The 18,142-nt window shown below is 59.7% G+C and carries 16 protein-coding genes; 14 read left to right on the plus strand and 2 right to left on the minus strand.

The window, feature by feature from the left end:
• Positions 1-68: 68 nt before the first annotated feature.
• From ASAC_RS03285 to ASAC_RS03295, 3 genes are all read left to right on the plus strand, one after another.
• Positions 69-2,291, plus strand: a complete 2,223-nt coding sequence (locus ASAC_RS03285; protein ID WP_013266565.1) for a cbb3-type cytochrome c oxidase subunit I — start codon at positions 69-71, stop codon at positions 2,289-2,291.
• Positions 2,292-2,353: 62 nt separating this feature from the next.
• Positions 2,354-2,707, plus strand: coding sequence for a DUF488 domain-containing protein (locus tag ASAC_RS03290; protein WP_013266566.1), 354 nt, complete (start codon positions 2,354-2,356; stop codon positions 2,705-2,707).
• Between the two features lie 289 nt (positions 2,708-2,996).
• A complete protein-coding gene (locus ASAC_RS03295; RefSeq protein WP_013266567.1) occupies positions 2,997-6,083 on the plus strand; it encodes a hypothetical protein in 3,087 nt (1,028 codons plus the stop codon).
• Positions 6,084-6,152: 69 nt separating this feature from the next.
• On the opposite strand, the gene ASAC_RS03300 is transcribed toward ASAC_RS03295, so the two are convergent.
• Both ASAC_RS03300 and ASAC_RS03305 read right to left on the minus strand, forming a co-directional pair.
• A complete protein-coding gene (locus tag ASAC_RS03300) occupies positions 6,153-6,431 on the minus strand; it encodes a hypothetical protein (RefSeq protein WP_048812775.1) in 279 nt (92 codons plus the stop codon).
• Between the two features lie 39 nt (positions 6,432-6,470).
• On the minus strand, positions 6,471-7,796 hold the full coding sequence (locus ASAC_RS03305; RefSeq protein ID WP_013266569.1) for a sulfatase-like hydrolase/transferase: 1,326 nt from the start codon (positions 7,794-7,796) through the stop codon (positions 6,471-6,473).
• 347 nt (positions 7,797-8,143) lie between these two features.
• Here ASAC_RS03305 and ASAC_RS03310 point away from each other — a divergent pair, with 347 nt between their 5' ends.
• The 11 genes from ASAC_RS03310 to ASAC_RS03350 all read left to right on the plus strand — a co-directional run bounded on the left by ASAC_RS03310 (position 8,144) and on the right by ASAC_RS03350 (position 18,118).
• Complete coding sequence (locus tag ASAC_RS03310) at positions 8,144-8,974, plus strand: G1 family glutamic endopeptidase (protein ID WP_013266570.1); 831 nt, start codon at positions 8,144-8,146, stop codon at positions 8,972-8,974.
• 318 nt (positions 8,975-9,292) lie between these two features.
• The gene (locus ASAC_RS07965) at positions 9,293-9,427 is read left to right on the plus strand and encodes a hypothetical protein (RefSeq protein WP_013266571.1); all 135 of its coding nucleotides are present in this window, start codon (positions 9,293-9,295) and stop codon (positions 9,425-9,427) included.
• Between the two features lie 265 nt (positions 9,428-9,692).
• On the plus strand, positions 9,693-9,956 hold the full coding sequence (locus ASAC_RS03315) for a hypothetical protein (protein ID WP_013266572.1): 264 nt from the start codon (positions 9,693-9,695) through the stop codon (positions 9,954-9,956).
• A 98-nt stretch (positions 9,957-10,054) separates the two neighbouring features.
• Complete coding sequence (locus ASAC_RS03320) at positions 10,055-10,684, plus strand: FkbM family methyltransferase (protein ID WP_013266573.1); 630 nt, start codon at positions 10,055-10,057, stop codon at positions 10,682-10,684.
• A 483-nt stretch (positions 10,685-11,167) separates the two neighbouring features.
• Positions 11,168-11,509, plus strand: coding sequence for a class I SAM-dependent methyltransferase (locus tag ASAC_RS07775; RefSeq protein WP_148217123.1), 342 nt, complete (start codon positions 11,168-11,170; stop codon positions 11,507-11,509).
• A gap of 280 nt (positions 11,510-11,789) precedes the next feature.
• Positions 11,790-13,325, plus strand: a complete 1,536-nt coding sequence (locus tag ASAC_RS03325; protein WP_013266575.1) for a lipopolysaccharide biosynthesis protein — start codon at positions 11,790-11,792, stop codon at positions 13,323-13,325.
• Positions 13,326-13,447: 122 nt separating this feature from the next.
• Positions 13,448-14,005, plus strand: coding sequence for a dTDP-4-dehydrorhamnose 3,5-epimerase (gene rfbC, locus ASAC_RS03330; RefSeq protein WP_013266576.1), 558 nt, complete (start codon positions 13,448-13,450; stop codon positions 14,003-14,005).
• 9 nt (positions 14,006-14,014) lie between these two features.
• A complete protein-coding gene (locus tag ASAC_RS03335) occupies positions 14,015-14,866 on the plus strand; it encodes an SDR family oxidoreductase (protein WP_013266577.1) in 852 nt (283 codons plus the stop codon).
• A 1-nt stretch (position 14,867) separates the two neighbouring features.
• A complete protein-coding gene (locus ASAC_RS03340) occupies positions 14,868-15,911 on the plus strand; it encodes a glucose-1-phosphate thymidylyltransferase (protein WP_013266578.1) in 1,044 nt (347 codons plus the stop codon).
• A 3-nt stretch (positions 15,912-15,914) separates the two neighbouring features.
• Entirely contained in the window at positions 15,915-16,892 is a 978-nt protein-coding gene (locus ASAC_RS03345; RefSeq protein ID WP_013266579.1) for a dTDP-glucose 4,6-dehydratase, read from the plus strand.
• A gap of 83 nt (positions 16,893-16,975) precedes the next feature.
• Positions 16,976-18,118 (plus strand): glycosyltransferase family 2 protein, encoded by a 1,143-nt coding sequence (locus ASAC_RS03350; RefSeq protein ID WP_048812776.1) that lies wholly within the window; start codon positions 16,976-16,978, stop codon positions 18,116-18,118.
• The last annotated feature ends 24 nt before the right edge of the window (positions 18,119-18,142 follow it).

Genomic DNA, 18,142 nt, shown 5'->3' on the forward strand with positions numbered 1-18,142 from the left:
CGCCTCCCTAAAATTTTAGGTTATAATGTTAATCCCAGTTAAAGCCCTTAATGAAATTGGTGAGCTGATTGAGCCTCAGGCGTGACGCCCTGCCCGTCCTCTTGGCCATAATAGTGGTGTTCGCGTTCTCAGGAGCGCTCTTCGCCTACACGTTCTCCAGGCTCCCGCCCGTGCCTCCGGCGGTCGTGACCCAGAACGGCACGGTCCTCTTCACGAGGCAGCAGGTGATAATGGGCAAATACTACCTCCAGAAGTACGGCCTGATGGACTACGGCTCCATAGAGGGGATGGGGGCGTACTTCGGGGTCGACTTCACCTCCTACACCCTTGAGCTCTACGAGCTCTACCTGGCCCAGAGGCTCAACCTGACGGTCTCGTATAAAGGCGGGGTCCCTGTCCTGCCGCCGTCTGAGGCGGCCGAGGTCAAGAGGCTCATCCTTGACCCAGGGGGCACGATGAGCTGGGGCAGGAACTACACCGTAAGCGACTACATGTTGGGCGCCTTCAACTACGCCGTGGACCTCTACTCCCAGTACCTCGGCCAGAACTCCTCGGAGCTCAGGCTGAGGCCCGACTTCATAACTAACAGGACCGTGGTGAGGGACCTCGTGGCATACTTCACGTGGAGCGCCCTCATATCACTAAACAACTACACCCAGGGGTTCCCCTACATGCCCGGCCTGACGTCGCCCTCCACGAACGCCTGGGCCGCGACCATGATAATGATAGCGGCCATACTGGCAGTGGGCTTCCCGGTGGGGGCCTTCATAGTCAGGGACCTGGTCTCCCACTGGAACGACCCACTGCTAAAGGTCGACCTTCCATCCCCGGGCCCGGCACAGAGGGCCGTCATACCATTCATGGTACTCCTCATGGTGGCCGCCGGCGTTCAGGGCCTCCTGGGCACGTACCTCATGCACCTATATGCAACCCAGTCCCTCTACGGCCTCGACCTCATCGGCCTCCTCCCCTTCAACGTCGCCAGGGCCCTCCACATATGGCTGGCGATATACTGGATAGCTCTCACCTGGGTGGCGTTCTCCCTCTTCGTGCTCCCCTACTTCGGGGTCGAGCTTTCGAGGAGGAAGGTCATAGCAATAATGGGCTTCCTCTCAGCCGTAGCGGTGGCCTCGCTTGCAGGGGTCTGGCTCGACTACCTAGGCTATGTGCCCTTCAGCTCGGGCCCCGTTGAGCCGTGGTTCATGTTTGGTGCGGAGGGGAGGGACGTAATAGAGGTCGGCTCGCTCTGGCTGCTTCTCACAGCAGTTGGCGTCTTCTACCTCTCCTACCTCTTCCACAGGGCCTCAAGGCTGGCCGCCGAGCCCCTGAGGCCATTCGCCAGCGTGCTCTCCTACGTGCTGGCCGGCTTCGGGGTGGGCGTCGTCGTGGGGGCCCTTCCTGTGGTGAGGCCCTGGCCGTACTTCACCGAGGACGAGTTCTTCAGGTGGATATTCATACACGCCGCCGTCGAGGGCTTCTGGCCCTCCATAGTGATAACGGTCCTCGCGGTCCTCCTCGTCGTCAGGGGCCTCATACCCGCCGGCCTCGCCAGGTCGGTCGTAATGATTGACGCGGTGACCGAGGTCATAACTGGTATGATAGGGGCCGCCCACCACTACTACTGGACTGGCTTCCCGGCCGTCTGGATGTACGTCGGGGCAGCGCTGAGCATCCTCGAGGCAATACCGCTTGGCTTCGCCATGGCATACGTCGTACTAGTCGCCAGGAGGGCCGGCACGCTGGGCACGCTGACCTCCTTTGACAGGACGCTGCTGACCCTCGTGCTGGTCGCTGGGATAGGGGGAAGCATGGGCGTCGTCTTCCTCGGGGCGGGGCTCATAAACGCCCCAATAGTTAACTACTACGTCCACGACCTCCAGTACACGATGGCCCACGCCCACGCGGCGTTCCCGCTCGCCTACGGGCTGCCGAGCATAACGATGTGGTTCGTGGCCCTGTACCTGGCAGGCCACGTGAGGGAGTCCCACCTGAAGTACATAAGGCTCGGGGCGATAGGCTACGGGGTCGGCTTCTACCTCCAGGCCCTCCTCTCCCTCGTGCCGCTCGGCGTCCTGCAGACCGTCTACGAGCTGAGGTACGGCTTCTGGTACGCGAAGACAGTCATAGTGCCGTCAGTCGGCCTCGACCCAGCCCCAGGCTTCTGGGAGACTCGGTTGGCGCAGCTGTTCATATGGCTCAGGATGCCGGGCGACCTGACGGCAGCGGCCTCGTTCGCGATAATAGTGGTGCCCATGGCCCTGGACTGGGTCCTCTCAAGGAGGTCCACCTAACGCTTTAGGCTAGCCCATTTTAACCATAACCCATACCTCCTTTTGGGATCAGCTTGAGGGTAATGGTGGCCAGAGTTTACGAGAGCCGCGAGGCCGGCGGCTGCCTCGCAGTCCTCGCCGAGAGGCTCTGGCCAAGGGGCGTCAGCAGGGAGGAGCTCAAGGTGGACGTCTGGCCAAAGGAGCTCACGCCCTCCGACGAGCTGAGGAGGTGGTTCTCCCACGACCCAGCCAAGTGGGAGGAGTTCAAGTCAAGGTACTTCAGGGAGCTCGACTCCCGCCGGGAGGCGGTCAAGGAGCTCTGCTCGAGGATAAGGGAGAGGGGCTGCGCTGTACTCCTTTACTCGGCCAGGGACAGGGAGCACAACAGCGCGGTGGCGCTGGCTGAATACCTTCAGAGGGCCTGCCAGGAGGCGTAAACGTTGAGGCCGCCAACCAGGACGCAGGAGGGGCTTCGAGGTCTTACCTTCACTGCACATAAAATTCACGTAGCGGAAACCGTTGACGGCGGCAGCCGCGGCTTTGTCAACGTCCGCCCGCCAGGGGCGATAGCGCGGGCCTTGAGGCCCCGCCACCCACGCCCGTTTAACCTACGTCAGCACCGTGGCGTGCCAAAGTTTTATACAAGGCATTTAACCGCGTCCCCACAGTAGGTGGGCGGCCTGATAGGCCCTCCGCCGGAGGTTTGTCAGGCTGAGCTGGTGATTGTTGACCGCGGCCTACTTCAGGGAGCTCAGGGGGCCCGCGGCGGCCCCCATCGCTATAGCGTTTTTCTTTTTCCTCCTCCTCTTCCTGCTCGTCCCCCTCGCGCTCCCAGGCCCGCCCTCCAGGGCCCAGGGTGGCGGAGGGGTCACCATAATAACCGGGCCCACCAACATAACGAGGCCCGGGTACTACGAGCTTGCAGGCGATGTATCCTGCGCCCAGCCCTCGGGGATAGCCATAGGGGTGCTGGCGGACAACGTAGTCCTAAACGGGAGCTGGCACCAGCTGAGGGGGTGCGGCGACGGCACGGGCATCTACATAAGGGGGGACAACGTCACGGTAGTGGACCTGACGGTGCTCAACTACACCTACGGCGTCAGGGCATTTGGCGACTACATTACCTTTGACTACCTGGTGGTAAACTCCAACTTCTCGGTGGAGGCCGCGGGCTCCCACATAACGCTCAACAACACCTGGGACAACTACATCTTCGCCGGCCCGTGGTTTGCCGGGGGCTACGGCATAAACGTCAGCGGGAGCTACATAGTCATGCGCAACGTCAGCTCCACGAGCAGGCTCAGGGGCTACGGCATAGTTGTCAGCGGCGATCATGTAAGCCTCACGGGCTCAAAGGACATAGTAGACAACAACACGCTTTACTTCGAGGGCGACTACATAAACATAAGCGACGTCAGCGTCGTAGCGGTGGGCAACGGCACCGGGGTCAGGGTGAGAGGAAGCCATGTAATGCTGAGCGACGTGAACGTCACGGGCTCGACCCACAGCTATTACTACGCCCCCACGGTCGGCATAAACGTCACGGGCACGGATATAGCCCTGGAGGGCTCCACCCTGCTTGACAACAACATAGCGCTCTACGTCGACGGCAGCAACGTCAGCCTAGTCGACGTGGGTATGTACGATAACCTGTGGCAGAACGGCACCGGCCTCGTGGCCCTGGGGGACAACATATCCGCCAGGAACCTGACCGGGGTCTGGGAGGCAGACGACGTGATCTTCAGCGGGCAGGGGCTCACGATAAACGGCTCCCTCCTCAAGTTCTTCAAGGACGGCGTGGTGGCACACGGCAATAACGTAGTGGTGGCCCGCGCCTCCATGACTTACGGGACCAACGGCACCGTCATAGTTGGCGACGGGCCTCTGCTCTACGGGGACAGCGTTAGCGTCTCAACAGACGCCATAAACGTCACGGGCAACGACGCTGAAATACTATATGACAACACATCCGGCGGGGCTGGGATAATAGTGAAGGGCGACAGCCCTGAGCTCGTCGGCGACGTAATCTACGGCCCGGGCAGGTGGGGGCTAAACGTTACCGGTTCCCATCCCGTGATAAGGGACACTAAGGCCCTGTTCGCGCTCACCGTTAACGTCACCGGGAACGACGCGTACCTCGCTGGGGACAACTTCACCTACCCAATGGTCTTCATAAGCGGCAGCAGCCCCACGATTGTGAACACGACGCTCCTCTCCTCTTTGGGCCTCTTCATATCGGGAGACCACGTCAACATGACTGGAGTCTCAATAAGCGTGACCCCTCTCAACAACGGCACCGGCCTCAGCATAGACGGCAACGACCTCCACCTTGAGGGCGTCCTCTTATATGGCTCCACTGCTAACATAAGCGGCTACAACGTCACTGTGGTGGACTCCAACTTCACCTTCGGGCAAAGCGCCGTTAACCGCGTCCCCCCGTTCACGCTGCTCCGCTACTACGGGGGCAACCTGACCATAGTCAACACCACGCTCTACAACCCCTTCGGCGCCTGCCTCGAGGCGGACGCGAGCGACGTCACCGTGGTGGGCTCGCGCCTGCTCTACGGCTGGTGGGACATATACATGGTTGGAGACAACCTCAGCGTGAGCGGCACCGAGCTGCTTGGGGCCAAGTACGGGATCTACGTTGTGGGAAGCCACGTCACGCTTAACGACGACAACATATCTGAGGACGGCTACGGCGGCGTCAACATGACTGGCGACTACCTTGTCGTTGAGAACTCCACGTTCTTCTTCGACTGGGGAGGCATACCGCCTTCAGGCTACGGGGTCTATCTCAACGGCAGCCACGCCACCATAGCGGGCTCCAACTTCACGGACGACGTTAACGACGTTGTAATAGTGGGGGACGACGTCACCCTGGCCAACTCGACGCTGGCAAACACCGTGTTCTCCCTGGCGGGGCAGCCGGACAGCTTCATAGCCAGGTACGGGGTGGGCCTGGTCCTCGTCAACTCCACGGGCGACCTGGTCTACAACAACGTCTTCAACAACAGCAGGAACGTCGTCATGGTGAACAGCGAGGCCGCCTTCTACGTGAGCCCGAGGCCGGGCACCAACATAGTGGGCGGCCTCGTGATAGCCGGCAACGCCTGGCTCAGCCCCTTCGGGGGAGGCTTCTCGCAGGTGACCCCGCCGCTGCCCTTCGACCCGTACCTGTGCGACGCGCCCTACGTCAACGGGAGCGTGGTGGACCTCTACCCCCTCAGGTACCCCGCGGCGGCCCCGGCGAGGCTCTACAGGGTCACCTTCACGGAGAGCGGCCTGCCGCCCGGCACAGCGTGGTCGGTTGACGTAAACGGGACCACGGTGAGCTCGAACTCGACCAGCATAACACTGCTCATGGCGGCCGGGGAGTACTACTACAGCGTCGGGGCCGTCCAGGGCTATGAGCCCAGCCCGCCCTCGGGCGTGGTGGGCGTCGCGGGCCCCGCGGCTGTGACAATATCGTTCACTGCGTCTACCACAACAACGACCACTACAACCAATACCACGACCGCGCCCCCGCCGACAACCACGACTACATCAAGTACCTCCACTACTACAACGTCCAGCGCCGCGACGGCCACGGCGAGCGCGACCACAACAACCTCGACCAGCAGCACTACGACCACGTCCAGCGCTGCCGCCACGGCAACCACAGCCACGTCGACAACTTCGACATCCGTTAGCTCGGCGACCTCGACGGCCCCGCCGCGCAGGCCAGCTTTAACGGGCCTCTACGTGGGCGTGGCCGTGGTAGTAATCATAATTGTCGTTGTCGCCGCCGTCCTGCTGCTCAGGAGGCGCTGAGCCGCAGGCAAAGGTCACTGAAGCGATAAACCCATTCTTTCCTTATCCTTTCCCTTTTGTTAGACTCCCCTAAGCCCTCCTTTTCCTGGCCGCCGGCATTGATCCCCGTGCACGCGCCGACCTTATGATTACGGCTATAAACGTCCCCAAGAGGCACCCAGCGGCCTCGAGGGCCCCTGAGACCACAGGGGAGGCCAGGGGCAGGGCAATAGTCGGCAGGCCGGCTACCTCAGCGGCTGCCGCCGCCTCGACCACCGCTGGGGCGCCGAGGGCCAGGTAAGCCAGCAGCCTCAGGACAGGGCCACACCTGAGGTATGGGGTCGGCCTGACGTAGGCAGTGAGGCCCACTATGAGGTCAAGGGAGGCCGTAGGCGATGTAAGGCCAAGTCAGCTCGAGGGGAGGTGGCCCCTCAGCTCGTCAATAACTCCCTTAGCCTTGTCAGAGCCCAGGTCAAGGGGCCTCCCGGCCTCTGCGACCTCCTCTACCTTGTCGTCGTTGAGCCTGAACACGGCCTTGTGCCTGCCGAGGAAGACGGCGACCCTCCTTATTCCCCTGCCCGCGTTCGGGTCAGGCGCCACGGCCTCGTAGGACTCCGCCAGCCCTGGGCCGCAGGATGGGGCCCACTCCCGGTCACCCGAGGCCGCGGCCATTGCTAGGCCGTAGAGCTCGTGCAGGCCGACGTAGCAGTCGCTCCTGGAGAGCTTCATTCCCTCCGGAGGCTTTACGATGATTGGTATGCCTATGTTCTCCTCATAAAGGTGGCCGCTGTTGTGGCCTATTGCGCCGTGCTCAGCGAACTCCTGGCCGTGGTCAGAGGTGAAGATGAAGAGGGTTCTGCCAAGAAGCCCCTTGGACCTGAGGACGTTAGCTATCTCGGCGGCAGCCCTTACACACGTGGAGGCGCCCTTAAGGTACCCCTTAAACTCCCTCCTCACGCACCTTGCGCAACTTATGATCTTGTAGTCCCATTTGGCGTTATTGATGAAATAGGGATCGTTATAGTAATAGGGCTCGTGGGCCTCCATGATGTTGACGAAAAGTAAAAACGGTTCGCCCTTAACGTCCCAGAGGACTGTAGATATAGCGTCCGTGTAGCCCTTGTCAGCGACGTAGTCTGATAATGCTCTGAGCAGCCTGACCTTAAAGTAAAGGGCAGTGATGGAGGCCGCGCCGCTGACCCCTTTGTTCTTCAGGATGTCCAGGAAGGCGCTCAGGTACTTCAGCCTCCCGCGGTGCTTCGCTCCAAGCTCCTCAATAATTTTAAGGTTATTAAGCGCGATAATGGGAGTAAAGAGGGGCCCGTATATCAACCATGAGTCATTAACGGCTAAACACTCAAATCCCTTGTTCAGCCCGCTGATGTAGCTGACCAGGCTGTTTGCCGAGAACCCTATGGTGTAAAAACCCCTTCTCTTGAGCTCTGACGCTAGAGTGTGTCCAGAAAACGACCTTCCCAGCCCGCTGACGGACATGAGTGTATTCCTGTTAGGCCCCTCATGGACGCCGTGCCTGTCCACCTGCAGCCCCGTGAAGAGGCTGAAGTGCGAGGGGACCGTCCAGAAGGAGTTTGAGTAGCCGGTGTAGACGATGGCCCTGTTGCCGAGGGCCTCAAGCAGCGGCCTCGTAGATACCGTGCCCCCATAGACGTCGAGCACGTCCCTTCTGAGCGTGTCGCAGAGCACTATGGCTACATTAGTCGGCGCCCCTGCCACCGCTAAACACCCAAAATTTTAGCTCGTATGGCCTCGTGCGGTGCTGAATAAAAAGCGTTAACTCGTTTTCACGTAATTGATTTGCAATTACGGCAAGCTGCTATCAGGCGCCTCGATTAATTCAGAGGCGGCTGGTAGTCCGTGAAGCCAGCTCTCTCAAAGATACGCGGGCTCTCACGAATATATCCTAGGGGCCTACTTTGACACCACAATAATATGGACGCTCACGAGCTTCGCCCTGACGTGGCCGGCCCAGGGCTTCAACAGGTTCGTGACGGGCGAGTACTAAGCTGACGCGGGGCACGGCTTTTATACCTCCTGGCACGACTTCCCCACGGTCGGTCCCCGTGAACCCAAGGTACCTTGCGCTGGCGGCGCTCGTCATACTCCTGGCTGCGGCAGCGCCGCACGGCGGCGGGGCGGCCAGGGCCCAGGCCAAGCTCTACCCGAGGCTCCCGCTCAGGGGCTCGACGAGCGAGAGCCTCAACTGGGCCGGCTACGCAGACGTACTTGCACCTCACTCGTTCATATCTGTAAACGCCAGCTGGTACGTGCCCGACGTGCAGTGCAGCCCCAGGAGCAGCGACGTGGCAGTATGGGTTGGCATAGACGGCTTCAACGACAGCACGGTGGAGCAGACCGGCATACTTGTGCAGTGCCAGGGCGGCAGGGCATACTACAGCGCGTGGTACGAGTTCTACCCTGCGTCCCCGGTTTACGCGCCCTCAAGCTATGTTGTGAGGCCAGGCGACAAGGTCGTCGGCTGGGTCATCTACAACACCTCCACCGGCGAGTACAGGACGGTGCTAGTTGACGTCACCCAGGGCTGGAACTTCACCTCCCCGTGGACGGCCGTGAGCGGGGCGGAGGACAGCAGCGCTGAGTGGGTCGTCGAGCGGCCAGCTGTGGGAGGGAGCCTGACGACGCTCGCAGACTTCGGCACGGCCTACTTCAACGTCAAGTACACCGGTGTGCTGCCGCCCGGGGGAGTCTATGTGAGGCTGGCCAACGGCTCGGCAGGCAACATATCGAGCTTCAACTACTACGAAATGATTATGGTGAACGACCAGGGCAAGGTGCTGGCTCAGCCGTCGGGGCTCTACGCCTACGGCTCGAGCTTCTACGTCTGCTACGGCCCCTGCGGCTCGTCTGGCAGCGGAGGGCACCACGGCAAGTAAAAAGACGATGGCGGGCCGTCGCCTTAACCTTAACCTTTCCTTTCTTTTTGGCTCAGTACTCATACCTTATGCCGGCGTAGCCCCAGCCAGCGAGATGGCTATGAACAATATGTTATCGTAGGGGAGCAGCATCACCTTAGTGCCCGTGCTGCCGAGGTACGATATCACCATGGTGGCGCCAGGTGGAGGGGCAGCCGGCCCCCGCTCTGAAGTCCCTGGAGCTCAGCCTCCTTTCTCCCTGCTGTAGTGGAAGTAGAGTAGGAACAGAGGCCAGGGGCAGCCCAAGATGATGAGCGTGAGCTTCCACGTCAGGATAATATGGGGCCAGGGAGGATAAGGGCCCTCAGGGAGTTCATAAAGTACATAAAGTCCTTCGACGACGTCTGGATGGCCAGGAGGGACGAGATAGCGGAGTTCTGGGTGAAGAACTTCGGCAAGCAGGTGCCTGGGTAGTCTGCAGGCCCGGCCTCATGTGCCTCGCGCAGGGCCAGGGGCCCCTCGGCAGAACGATGAGGCAGTGGTCCCCTGAGGATAGAGCAATTCCTCGAGAGCTCCAAGTGCTAAGTGGAGGGGCTGAGCCTGGTGCCTCATCCTGCTGGGGCAGGCTTCAAAGTTGAAGGTGAGAAATGGGTCTTTAAGACGTTAGGCCCTGCGGCTGCCGCCGTCACCTAGAGAGCTTTTAAGTGAAAAAGTGTGAAAGCTGTGGTGAGAGGAGACAATGCAGGCGTTAAGCTACGTAACCAGGTCAAGGGAGGTGCTCAGGCTCTACAGAGGGGCCTACAGCAACTGGCCCCTGGTGCTGCTCAACCTGGTCCTGAGGGGGAGGGCTAAGGCCAGGACGAGGCTGGGCGTCGAGCTCAGCGGGGACGCGGCCTTACTAGGCCTTGTCGCGAGGCTAATGGCCGTGGAGAACATCGCCACGGAGGTTAAGAGGAGGCTGATAGAAATGGCCTCTCAGAACGGCGCGCGCCAAAAGGGCTAACACATCTGTTAGGTCTTTATGGTGTAAAGTGCTGCAGGCTCGTCGGGGTTTCTGACGATCTTGACTCAATAACGATAGACGTCAGCGGAAGCAGGGCGGTGCTCTACTTCTGGCATAACATACAGTTTTTGGCTGACTTAAACGACTACGTCATGCTTAACGTGGAGGGCAGGTCGGTACTTGACGTAGGCGCGTTCGTGGGCGACTCGGCTATATACTTTGCCCTGAGGGGCGCGAGGAGGGTCGTCGCCGTTGAGCCCTCCCCCTGGGCGTTCCAGGCGGCTAAGAAGAACGTTGAGGTAAACGGGCTCTCGGACAGGGTGACGCTCCTTAACTGCGCCGTGGGAAGGGATGAGGGCAAGGCCCTGAGGCTCGCAGAGTCGGAGACAAATACCGTCTTCAGCGCCGAGAGGGCAGACGGCAGCGGCAGCTACGAGGTGCCGACCTGCACTATTGACTCGCTCATTGAGAAGTACGGGCCGTTCGAGGTCCTGAAGGTGGACTGCGAGGGGTGCGAGTACGGCTCTATACCTTACAGCAAGAGGTTAGGTGAGCTCAGGGAGGTCCTGATAGAGTACCACGACGGTTATGAGCCCCTCGCTAAAAAGCTCGGGGAGGAGGGCTTCGAGGTTATGTACTCAGGTCATTACTCCGGCGGCAGGCTCGCTCACAAGCCGTTTGACCCAAAGCTTGGCTACATATACGCGGTGAAGAAGAGGCAAGGCTAAGGCTAAGGGCTTGGACTCCCTTAGCTCGTCAGAGAGTCCGCAACCTCCATATACAGCGATGCTAAGAACGTATCTGAGCTGGTAAGATCCCTTGACCCAGTAACCCTGCTCCTTGAGAGCGGCGCCTCAGTAAATATTAACGGGAGTCCAAGGTCATTGGAGGTGGCCAAGGGGAGGCTTAGGGTCCAGCAGGACCCTTAATGTATTAACGTAGCCGTATATGAGACCTTCGGCCTAATGCAGTACGACCTGCCTGACGCGCTGGGCGGCCTCAGGGGCTTTGACGTAATAGATATCGCGCCAACGTAGGCGACTCGTCCATATTTTTCGCAATAAACGGCGCTAGCACAGTTGTAGCCGTGGAGCCCCTGCCGAACCTGGCCGAGTGCGCTAAGAAAACGTCATGCTTAATAGGCTCAGTGATAAAGTGAAGGTATTAAATGCAGCTATTGGATACAGCGCCTCAAAGATTAGGTTCCCTGCATGCACTCTGTGCGTGACTCCGGAGGCTTCTCGACGGTCTCGTCAACATCGCCAGGTAATGAGGGGTGCTGGGTCCCTGCGGTTAGCCTTGAAAGCCTGCTCTCGGAGGTGAGGAGCCCCTACCTACTAAAGGTCGACTGCGAGGGATGTGAGGCTGATTTAGTTAGCAGGGAGCCCCACGCAGTAGAAGCGTTTAAATATATAATTTTGAAGTCGCATCCTCACGTCACTGGAATCCCTCACGAGAGACTGATATCGTCAATAGAGGGCCTTGGCTTTACCTGCAGACGCCTTGGAGTCACCGTGTCTGACGCTACCACCTTCTATTGCACCAAGCGATGAACTTGCTGGCTATTGGCTGCGGCCCTGATTGGAGTCCCAAAGAGGGCTCGGCTAGGCGTCTTTTTGTTCACAGCTCTGATGCGAGGAAGACTTAAATTGAGCTCCTACCTAAGGACTAGGCTCTTTAATGCGCTAGTTTTTCCAGAAAATGCCTGTTGTAGGACACCTTAACTTAAAAGCTGCCCATTTAACTCCACATAGAGGATTTCCTAAACATTTTTAGTGTAGAAGGATCAAACAGTTTTAAGGACTATTCAAGAGGCTGGGAAGTGCTGAGTCAATGTCGCTGAGGGCCAGGGTCTTCAGGGGGGCCGCCAAGCTGCTGTCGGCGAGCACCTTTGTCACACTTCTTCAGTTCGCCTTCTACATTACCATTGTCAGGGTGCTCGGACTTCAGGGCCTGGGCGCTTACTTTGACACGACGATTTTATGGACGCTCACGGGCTTCGCCCTGACGTGGCCGGCCCAGGGCTTCAACAGGTTCGTGACGGGCGAGTACCAGGCAGGCAGGGTTGAGAGGGCGAGGCACCTATACAGGCTCGGCGTGATGATAGGCCTCCTCGGCGGGCTCTCGGCGGCCACAGCCTTCATTGTGCTAGCTCCTCAGGCCGCGGCCCTTATGTTCAGGAGCGCCCACTACGCAGGCCTCGTCAGGGTACTTGCAGTTGACATGGTCCTCAGCAGCTACAACTCCTACGCCGGCATAGGCCTCGGGGCCACCATGAGGTTCGGCAAGATATCACTGGTGCAGGTCCTCTGGGCGCTTGCAAGGTACCTGACGGGCATAGCGCTGCTCATTGCAGGCTACGGCCCGCTAGGGCTCATAGCTGGCTGGGTGGCCGGCGACCTGGTCAACGCTGTCTTTAACACCTACTGGTCCAGGGACTTGCTCCTAGGCCCCACGTCGGCCCACCCGTTAAGACCCGTGATAAAGTTCGCTGCGCCCCTCGCCCTTAGCGGCGCTGTCGTCTCAGTGCTGCAGAGCTTCGACAGAATCTTCGTGCTGGCCAAGCTGGGCCTAGCAGAGCTGGGGTCATACTCAACAATAATGCTGGCGTCAGGCGTGCCACAGATGCTCCCGGGAGCCATAGCGGGGGCCCTTGGGCCTGCCATGATAGGCCTAGAGGAGAGGGGGGAGCTGAGGCCTGAGGCCGTGGAGAAAGCAGTTAGGTACATCACGACGCTCTCAATACCGCCCCTGCTCCTCATAGCTGCTGTTGGAAGGCCCCTGGTGCTCCTCTTCCTGGGGCCTAGCTTCGTCCACGACTGGGAGGCCTTCACCATACTGACAGTGGGGCACAGCCTCATGACATACGACATACCGATAAGCATGGTCCTAGCAGCTAAAAGGGACTCAAAGGCATTAGCAATGCAGTCAGTGGTAACCGCCGCTACGATAGCCCTGCTCGCGCCGCCGCTCATAGACCTCTGGTTCGCTGCGGGGGCGGCGATAGCCTACGTGGTCGCCAGGCTCGTGGGCTTCCTGGCAGTGGCGATGCCCAGGGTTAAGCGCTACGGCCTGCTGAGGGTAGACTTGGGCGATTATGCAAGGCTCGCGCTTGCCTCAATAATTGTGTTCGCCGGGACCCTGTCCCTTGGGCTCGCCACTGGGCTGAGGCTGGTCCTCCTGCCGGCCTACATAGCCTTTGGCCTCGCCCTCACGTGGGCCAGCGTCAGGGCCCTTCACGTATTGGACGCCGACGACTACGGGGCCCTGATGGAGGCCCTGCCAGCCGAGCTCCACGGGGTGATGTCGCGGCTGTGGAGGGGGCTCGGGCTCCCCCTGCCCAACGGATACTTGGACGACGCTAGATGACCTCACGCAACTTGGCCGCCAGGCTTCCTTGAGTAATGGCTTCCCGCTAGCATTTAGCGGGCGAAGGCCTCCCGTGGGAAAGGTTTTATTTTTGGTGTACGCAACATCGCAGGGTAAACGGGTTGCCCTTTGAGTTCGAGAGGCTCGACATCCCAGACGTGGTCCTCGTTAAGCCAAAGGTCTTCAGGGACCAGAGGGGCTACTTCATGGAGACCTTTGTTGCGAAGGCTTTTGAGCAGGCCGGGGTCAAGTTCAACGTTGTCCAGGAGAACCAGTCATACTCAAGGAGGGGCGTGATCAGGGGGCTCCACTACCAGAGGGGGCAGTGGGCCCAGGCCAAGATAGTGAGGGCCGTCAAGGGGGAGATATACGACGTGGCCGTCGACATAAGGCCCTGGTCGCCCACCTTTGGAAAGCACGTGGCCGTGAGGCTGTCCGAGGACAACGGCTACGCCCTCTACATACCGAGGGGCTTTGCCCACGGCTTCCAGGTCCTCAGCGAATATGCAATAGTGGTTTACCTTGTTGATAACGACTATGCCCCGCAGGCCGAGGGAGGCATAAGGTGGGACGACTCAGACATAGCTATCAGCTGGCCCATAAGCGGCCCGGTGCTCTCTGAGAAGGACGCCAGGTGGCCAACGCTGAGGGAGGCCCTGCAGGGGGGCTTCATACCGTGAGGTGATAACATGGGGGAGAGGTACCTGGTGCTGGGAACCGGCCAGCTGGGCTCTGAGCTGGTGGGGCTGCTGAGGGGCGAGAGGGAGAAGGGGAAGGACGTAGCTTACACCTACCACGGCTCTGACCCCTTCGGCTTCGGCCAACAGCTTGACGTGACCAACTTCGAGCTGCTCGAGGACCTCATAATAAAGGTCTCCCCGGACGTCATAATAAACGCCGTGGCCATGACAAACGTTGACGCGTGCGAGAGCGACAGGGCGAGGGCGCTTAAGGTTAACGCTGAGGCGGTAAAGCACGTGGCCAGGGCGGTGAGGGTGGTCGGCTCCTATATGATCCACGTGAGCACGGACTACGTCTTTGACGGGACGAAGGGACTGTACAGGGAGGACGAGGAGCCGAACCCGATAAACTACTACGGGCTCACGAAGCTCCTAGGCGAGGCGTACGCCCTCTCCTACGACGACTCCCTAGTGGTCAGGACCTCGGGGGTCTTCAGGGACAAGGGCTTCCCCTCGTTCGTGGTCAGGCAGCTCAGGCAGGGCAGGGCAGTGAAGGCCTACGCGGGCTTCTACAGCCCAATATCGGCCAGGAAGCTGGCCGAGGCGATACTCGCGCTTGCAGAGCTCAGGAAGACCGGGATCATAAACGTGGCGGGCGAGAGGGTCTCGAGGTACCAGCTTGCCGTTGAGGTCGCCAAGGCCTTCGGCCTCGACCCCTCCCCGGTAACGGAGGTCAAGGAGGTGGAGGGCTGGGTCGCCAAGAGGCCCTACGACTCCTCCCTGGACATTTCAAGGGCCAGGGCGCTGCTTAACTTCGACTTCTACAGCCTGAGGGAGAACCTGAGGCACGCGGTGGTGTGAGATGGAGGCCGTGGTGCTTCACGGCGGCCAGGGGACCAGGCTCAGGCCGCTGACCCACACGGGCCCGAAGCAGCTCATAAAGGTGGCCGGCAAGCCCGTCTCCCAGTGGGTCCTCGAGCAGGTGAGGGACGCCGGCATAAAGGACGTTATAGTTGTGCTTGGGGACAACAACCCCCAGAGGGTTGTTGAATATTACGGCGACGGCTCCTGGCTCGGCCTCAGGATAAGGTACCTCTACCAAGGGAGGGCGAGGGGGCTGGCGGACGCCGTCTACAGGGTTAAGAACCTGGTCGGCGACAGGTTCATAGTCTACCTGGGGGACAACGTGGTGCCCTACGACCTTAAGAGGCTTCTCAGCTTCAGGGGGTCCGCCTCAATACTGCTGGCCAGGGTGCCCAACCCGCAGAGGTTCGGCGTCGCTGTGCTCAAGGATAACAGGGTCGTCAGGGTGGTCGAGAAGCCGAGGGAGCCCATAAGTGACCTTGCCCTGGTGGGAGTCTACGGCTTCACAAGGGAGGTCTTCGATGTCATAGAGGGGTTAAAGCCCAGCTGGAGGGGCGAGCTTGAGATAACGGACGCGATACAGGGCCTCATAGACAGGGGCAGGGAGGTGACCTATGACGTCGTTGACGGCTGGTGGAAGGACACGGGGACGCCCGAGGACATACTGGAGGCAAACATGGTGCTGCTGGACAGGCACGCCACGAGGTCAATAAGGGGGCTCGTCTCCAACTCCAGGATCGACGGCAGGGTCATAGTTGAGGATGGCGCCCAGGTGGTTAACAGCAGGGTAGTGGGGCCCGCCTTCATAGGCAAAGGCTCGGTCGTCAGGGACTCCTACCTGGGGCCCTACACCATGGTCGGGGACGGCTGCACCGTAGAGGACTCCGAGGTTGAGAACTCCGTCATACTTGACGGGGCAACCGTGGCTGGCATCTCGCTGAGGGACTCGATAATAGGCCAGGGGTCCAGGGTGGCCAGGGGAAACGGGAAGCCGAAGGCCACGAGGTTAATAGTCGGCGAGAGCTCCGTGCTCGAGGTGTGAGAGTTGACGGAGACCGTCAGGGTTGCGGTGCTCGGAGGGGCCGGCTTCATAGGCTCTGCTGTCGTGAGGGAGCTCAACAGGAGGGGGATGAGGCCCCTAGTGTTTGACCTGCTCACCTACGCCGGAAGGCCTGAGAACCTCCAGGGAACTGACCACGAGTTCGTCAGGGGCGACATAAGGGGGCCGGAGCTCCACGAGGCCCTCTCCAGGTTCAGGCCCGAGGTTATAATTAACCTGGCCGCGGAGACCCACGTGGACCGCTCGATATACTCCCCCCAGGACTTCGTGACGACCAACGTAATTGGTGCTGTAAACGTGCTTGAGGCCGCCAGGAGGCTTGGGGTCAGGCTGCTCCACGTGTCAACCGACGAGGTCTTCGGGGACGCCTCAGTATATGGCTGCGCTGATGAAAGCTCGCCACTCAGGCCGTCGTCGCCTTACAGCGCCTCAAAGGCCTCCGCGGAGCACTTTGTGTTAGCCTACGTCAGGACGTACGGTCTTGAGGCGCTGGTAGCAAGGCCTTCAAATAACTACGGGCCGAGGCAGCACCCTGAGAAGCTCATACCCAAGGCCATAATCAGGACGCTCCTGGGCCTTGAGGTGCCTGTCTACGGCTCAGGGCTGCAGAGGAGGGACTGGATGTACGTTGAGGACACGGCGAGGCTGCTGGTGGACCTCGCCTTAAAGGGGGAAGCCGGGAGGGGCTACAACCTGCCCGGGGGACACGTGGCCACCAACCTGGAGATACTGGGGCTCATAGGGAGGGCCCTGGGAAGGGAGGTAAAAATTAAGCACGTGGAGGACAGGCCCGGCCATGACGTTGAGTACTGCATGAGGCCAAGTTTCAGCTACTGGACCACGCCGCTGGAGGACGGCATTGGGAGAACCGTTAGGTGGTACATTGAAAACCAGGAGTGGTGGAGGCCGCTGTTAGGTAATAAGTTCTTCGTAAACGAGGTTCCATGGAGATCTGTTGGTTAAGGCTTTTCAGTCTCTCAGCGCTTAGCAGCTTATTACCTGTAGTTTATATATTGGCTGTTGTCGCCACTCAGCGAGGGCCTGTCGTGAGCTCAAAAAGCCTTGTCTCAGTCATCGTCACCGCCTACAACAGGAAACAGTACCTTCCCCACGCGCTGCGAAGCCTCGAGATGCAGACGCTCCCAAGGGACAGGTTCGAGGTAATTGTGGTCAAGAACTTCGAGGACAAAGAGAGCGACGAGATAATAAGGAGGAACGGGTGGAAGGAAGTCTACAGCGACGAGGAGTGGCAGGGGCCCTTCGTGCTTGCAGGCCTCGAGGAGGCAAAGGGCGACATAATAACCTTCCTGGATGACGACGACATGTACAGGGAGGACAGGCTCTCATACATTTATAGGGCCTTTGCTTCGTCACGTGACGTGGTTTACTTTCACAACGAGCAAGTAATAATTAACGAGGAGGGCAAAGTGATCTCTGACAAGAGCCCGCTTCCTGCAGTCAAAGCCCAGAGGGATTTCGTCCTTAGCTCTTCCCTGCTCTCAAAAGTTGAGGACAGGCTGGGCATCTGTTACTATCAGCTGCTCCCTCTCCTCAGGGAGTTCGGTCCATACTTTGACTTCAATAGCAGCTCTATTGCAGTTAGGAGGGAGGTGATCGATAAGGAAAAGCTGAAGCCTTTGGAGGTGGGAATTGACAATATGCTTTTTGCCTTAGCTCTTAGACTCGGGGACGAGCGCTCGCTCCTCTACCTTACAGGTGTGCCGCTCACATATTATAGGGTCCACGGCAACAGCTTTTCCGCTAAGGCCTATGGCAAGATTAAGGCCTCCCATTTCAAGGACCTGAGGCTAGTTGAAAAGGTGATGTCGCTTCTTAAGTCAAACAGGGCGGCCAGCCGCGTGGCCGGAGAGCTCCCAGAAGGGTGCAAGTGTAACAATTATGAACTCTTTGCAGCCTACCTAAGGTTAGAGGCCCTGTACCTTCCAACGCGGCTTGCCAGGGAGCTCTCACAAAGCTTAGTGTTGCGGCCCTCCGAGATTCTCAGGTTTCTTCGCTGCGACCTGGTCAACTCGGCGCTGTCACAGGAAAGAAGCGCCACCTCGTTAGTTATGCACGAAGCGTGGTCACTGATGTATATGACACTCTCCTACGTGTTGGCCTTCATAGACAGAGTGGCCCCTCGCAGCTCAGAGGTCCCCTTGCGCCTCAGGGGGCGCTTGAGGCGGTGAGGGCAAGGCTCGGGGCGAGGCTTA

Origin of the sequence: Acidilobus saccharovorans 345-15, from assembly GCF_000144915.1 — an archaeon.
Classification (GTDB): Archaea; Thermoproteota; Thermoprotei_A; order Sulfolobales; family Acidilobaceae; genus Acidilobus; species Acidilobus saccharovorans.

Excerpts from the sequence above, each read along its gene's own strand:
- ASAC_RS03325 (WP_013266575.1), top strand. The coding sequence starts at position 11,790 with ATGTCGCTGAGGGCCAGGGTCTTCAGGGGGGCCGCCAAGCTGCTGTCG.
- ASAC_RS03290 (WP_013266566.1), top strand. The coding sequence starts at position 2,354 with ATGGTGGCCAGAGTTTACGAGAGCCGCGAGGCCGGCGGCTGCCTCGCA.
- ASAC_RS03315 (WP_013266572.1), top strand. The coding sequence starts at position 9,693 with ATGCAGGCGTTAAGCTACGTAACCAGGTCAAGGGAGGTGCTCAGGCTC.
- ASAC_RS03340 (WP_013266578.1), top strand. The coding sequence starts at position 14,868 with ATGGAGGCCGTGGTGCTTCACGGCGGCCAGGGGACCAGGCTCAGGCCG.
- ASAC_RS07965 (WP_013266571.1), top strand. The coding sequence starts at position 9,293 with ATGGGGCCAGGGAGGATAAGGGCCCTCAGGGAGTTCATAAAGTACATA.
- ASAC_RS03335 (WP_013266577.1), top strand. The coding sequence starts at position 14,015 with ATGGGGGAGAGGTACCTGGTGCTGGGAACCGGCCAGCTGGGCTCTGAG.
- ASAC_RS07775 (WP_148217123.1), top strand. The coding sequence starts at position 11,168 with ATGCACTCTGTGCGTGACTCCGGAGGCTTCTCGACGGTCTCGTCAACA.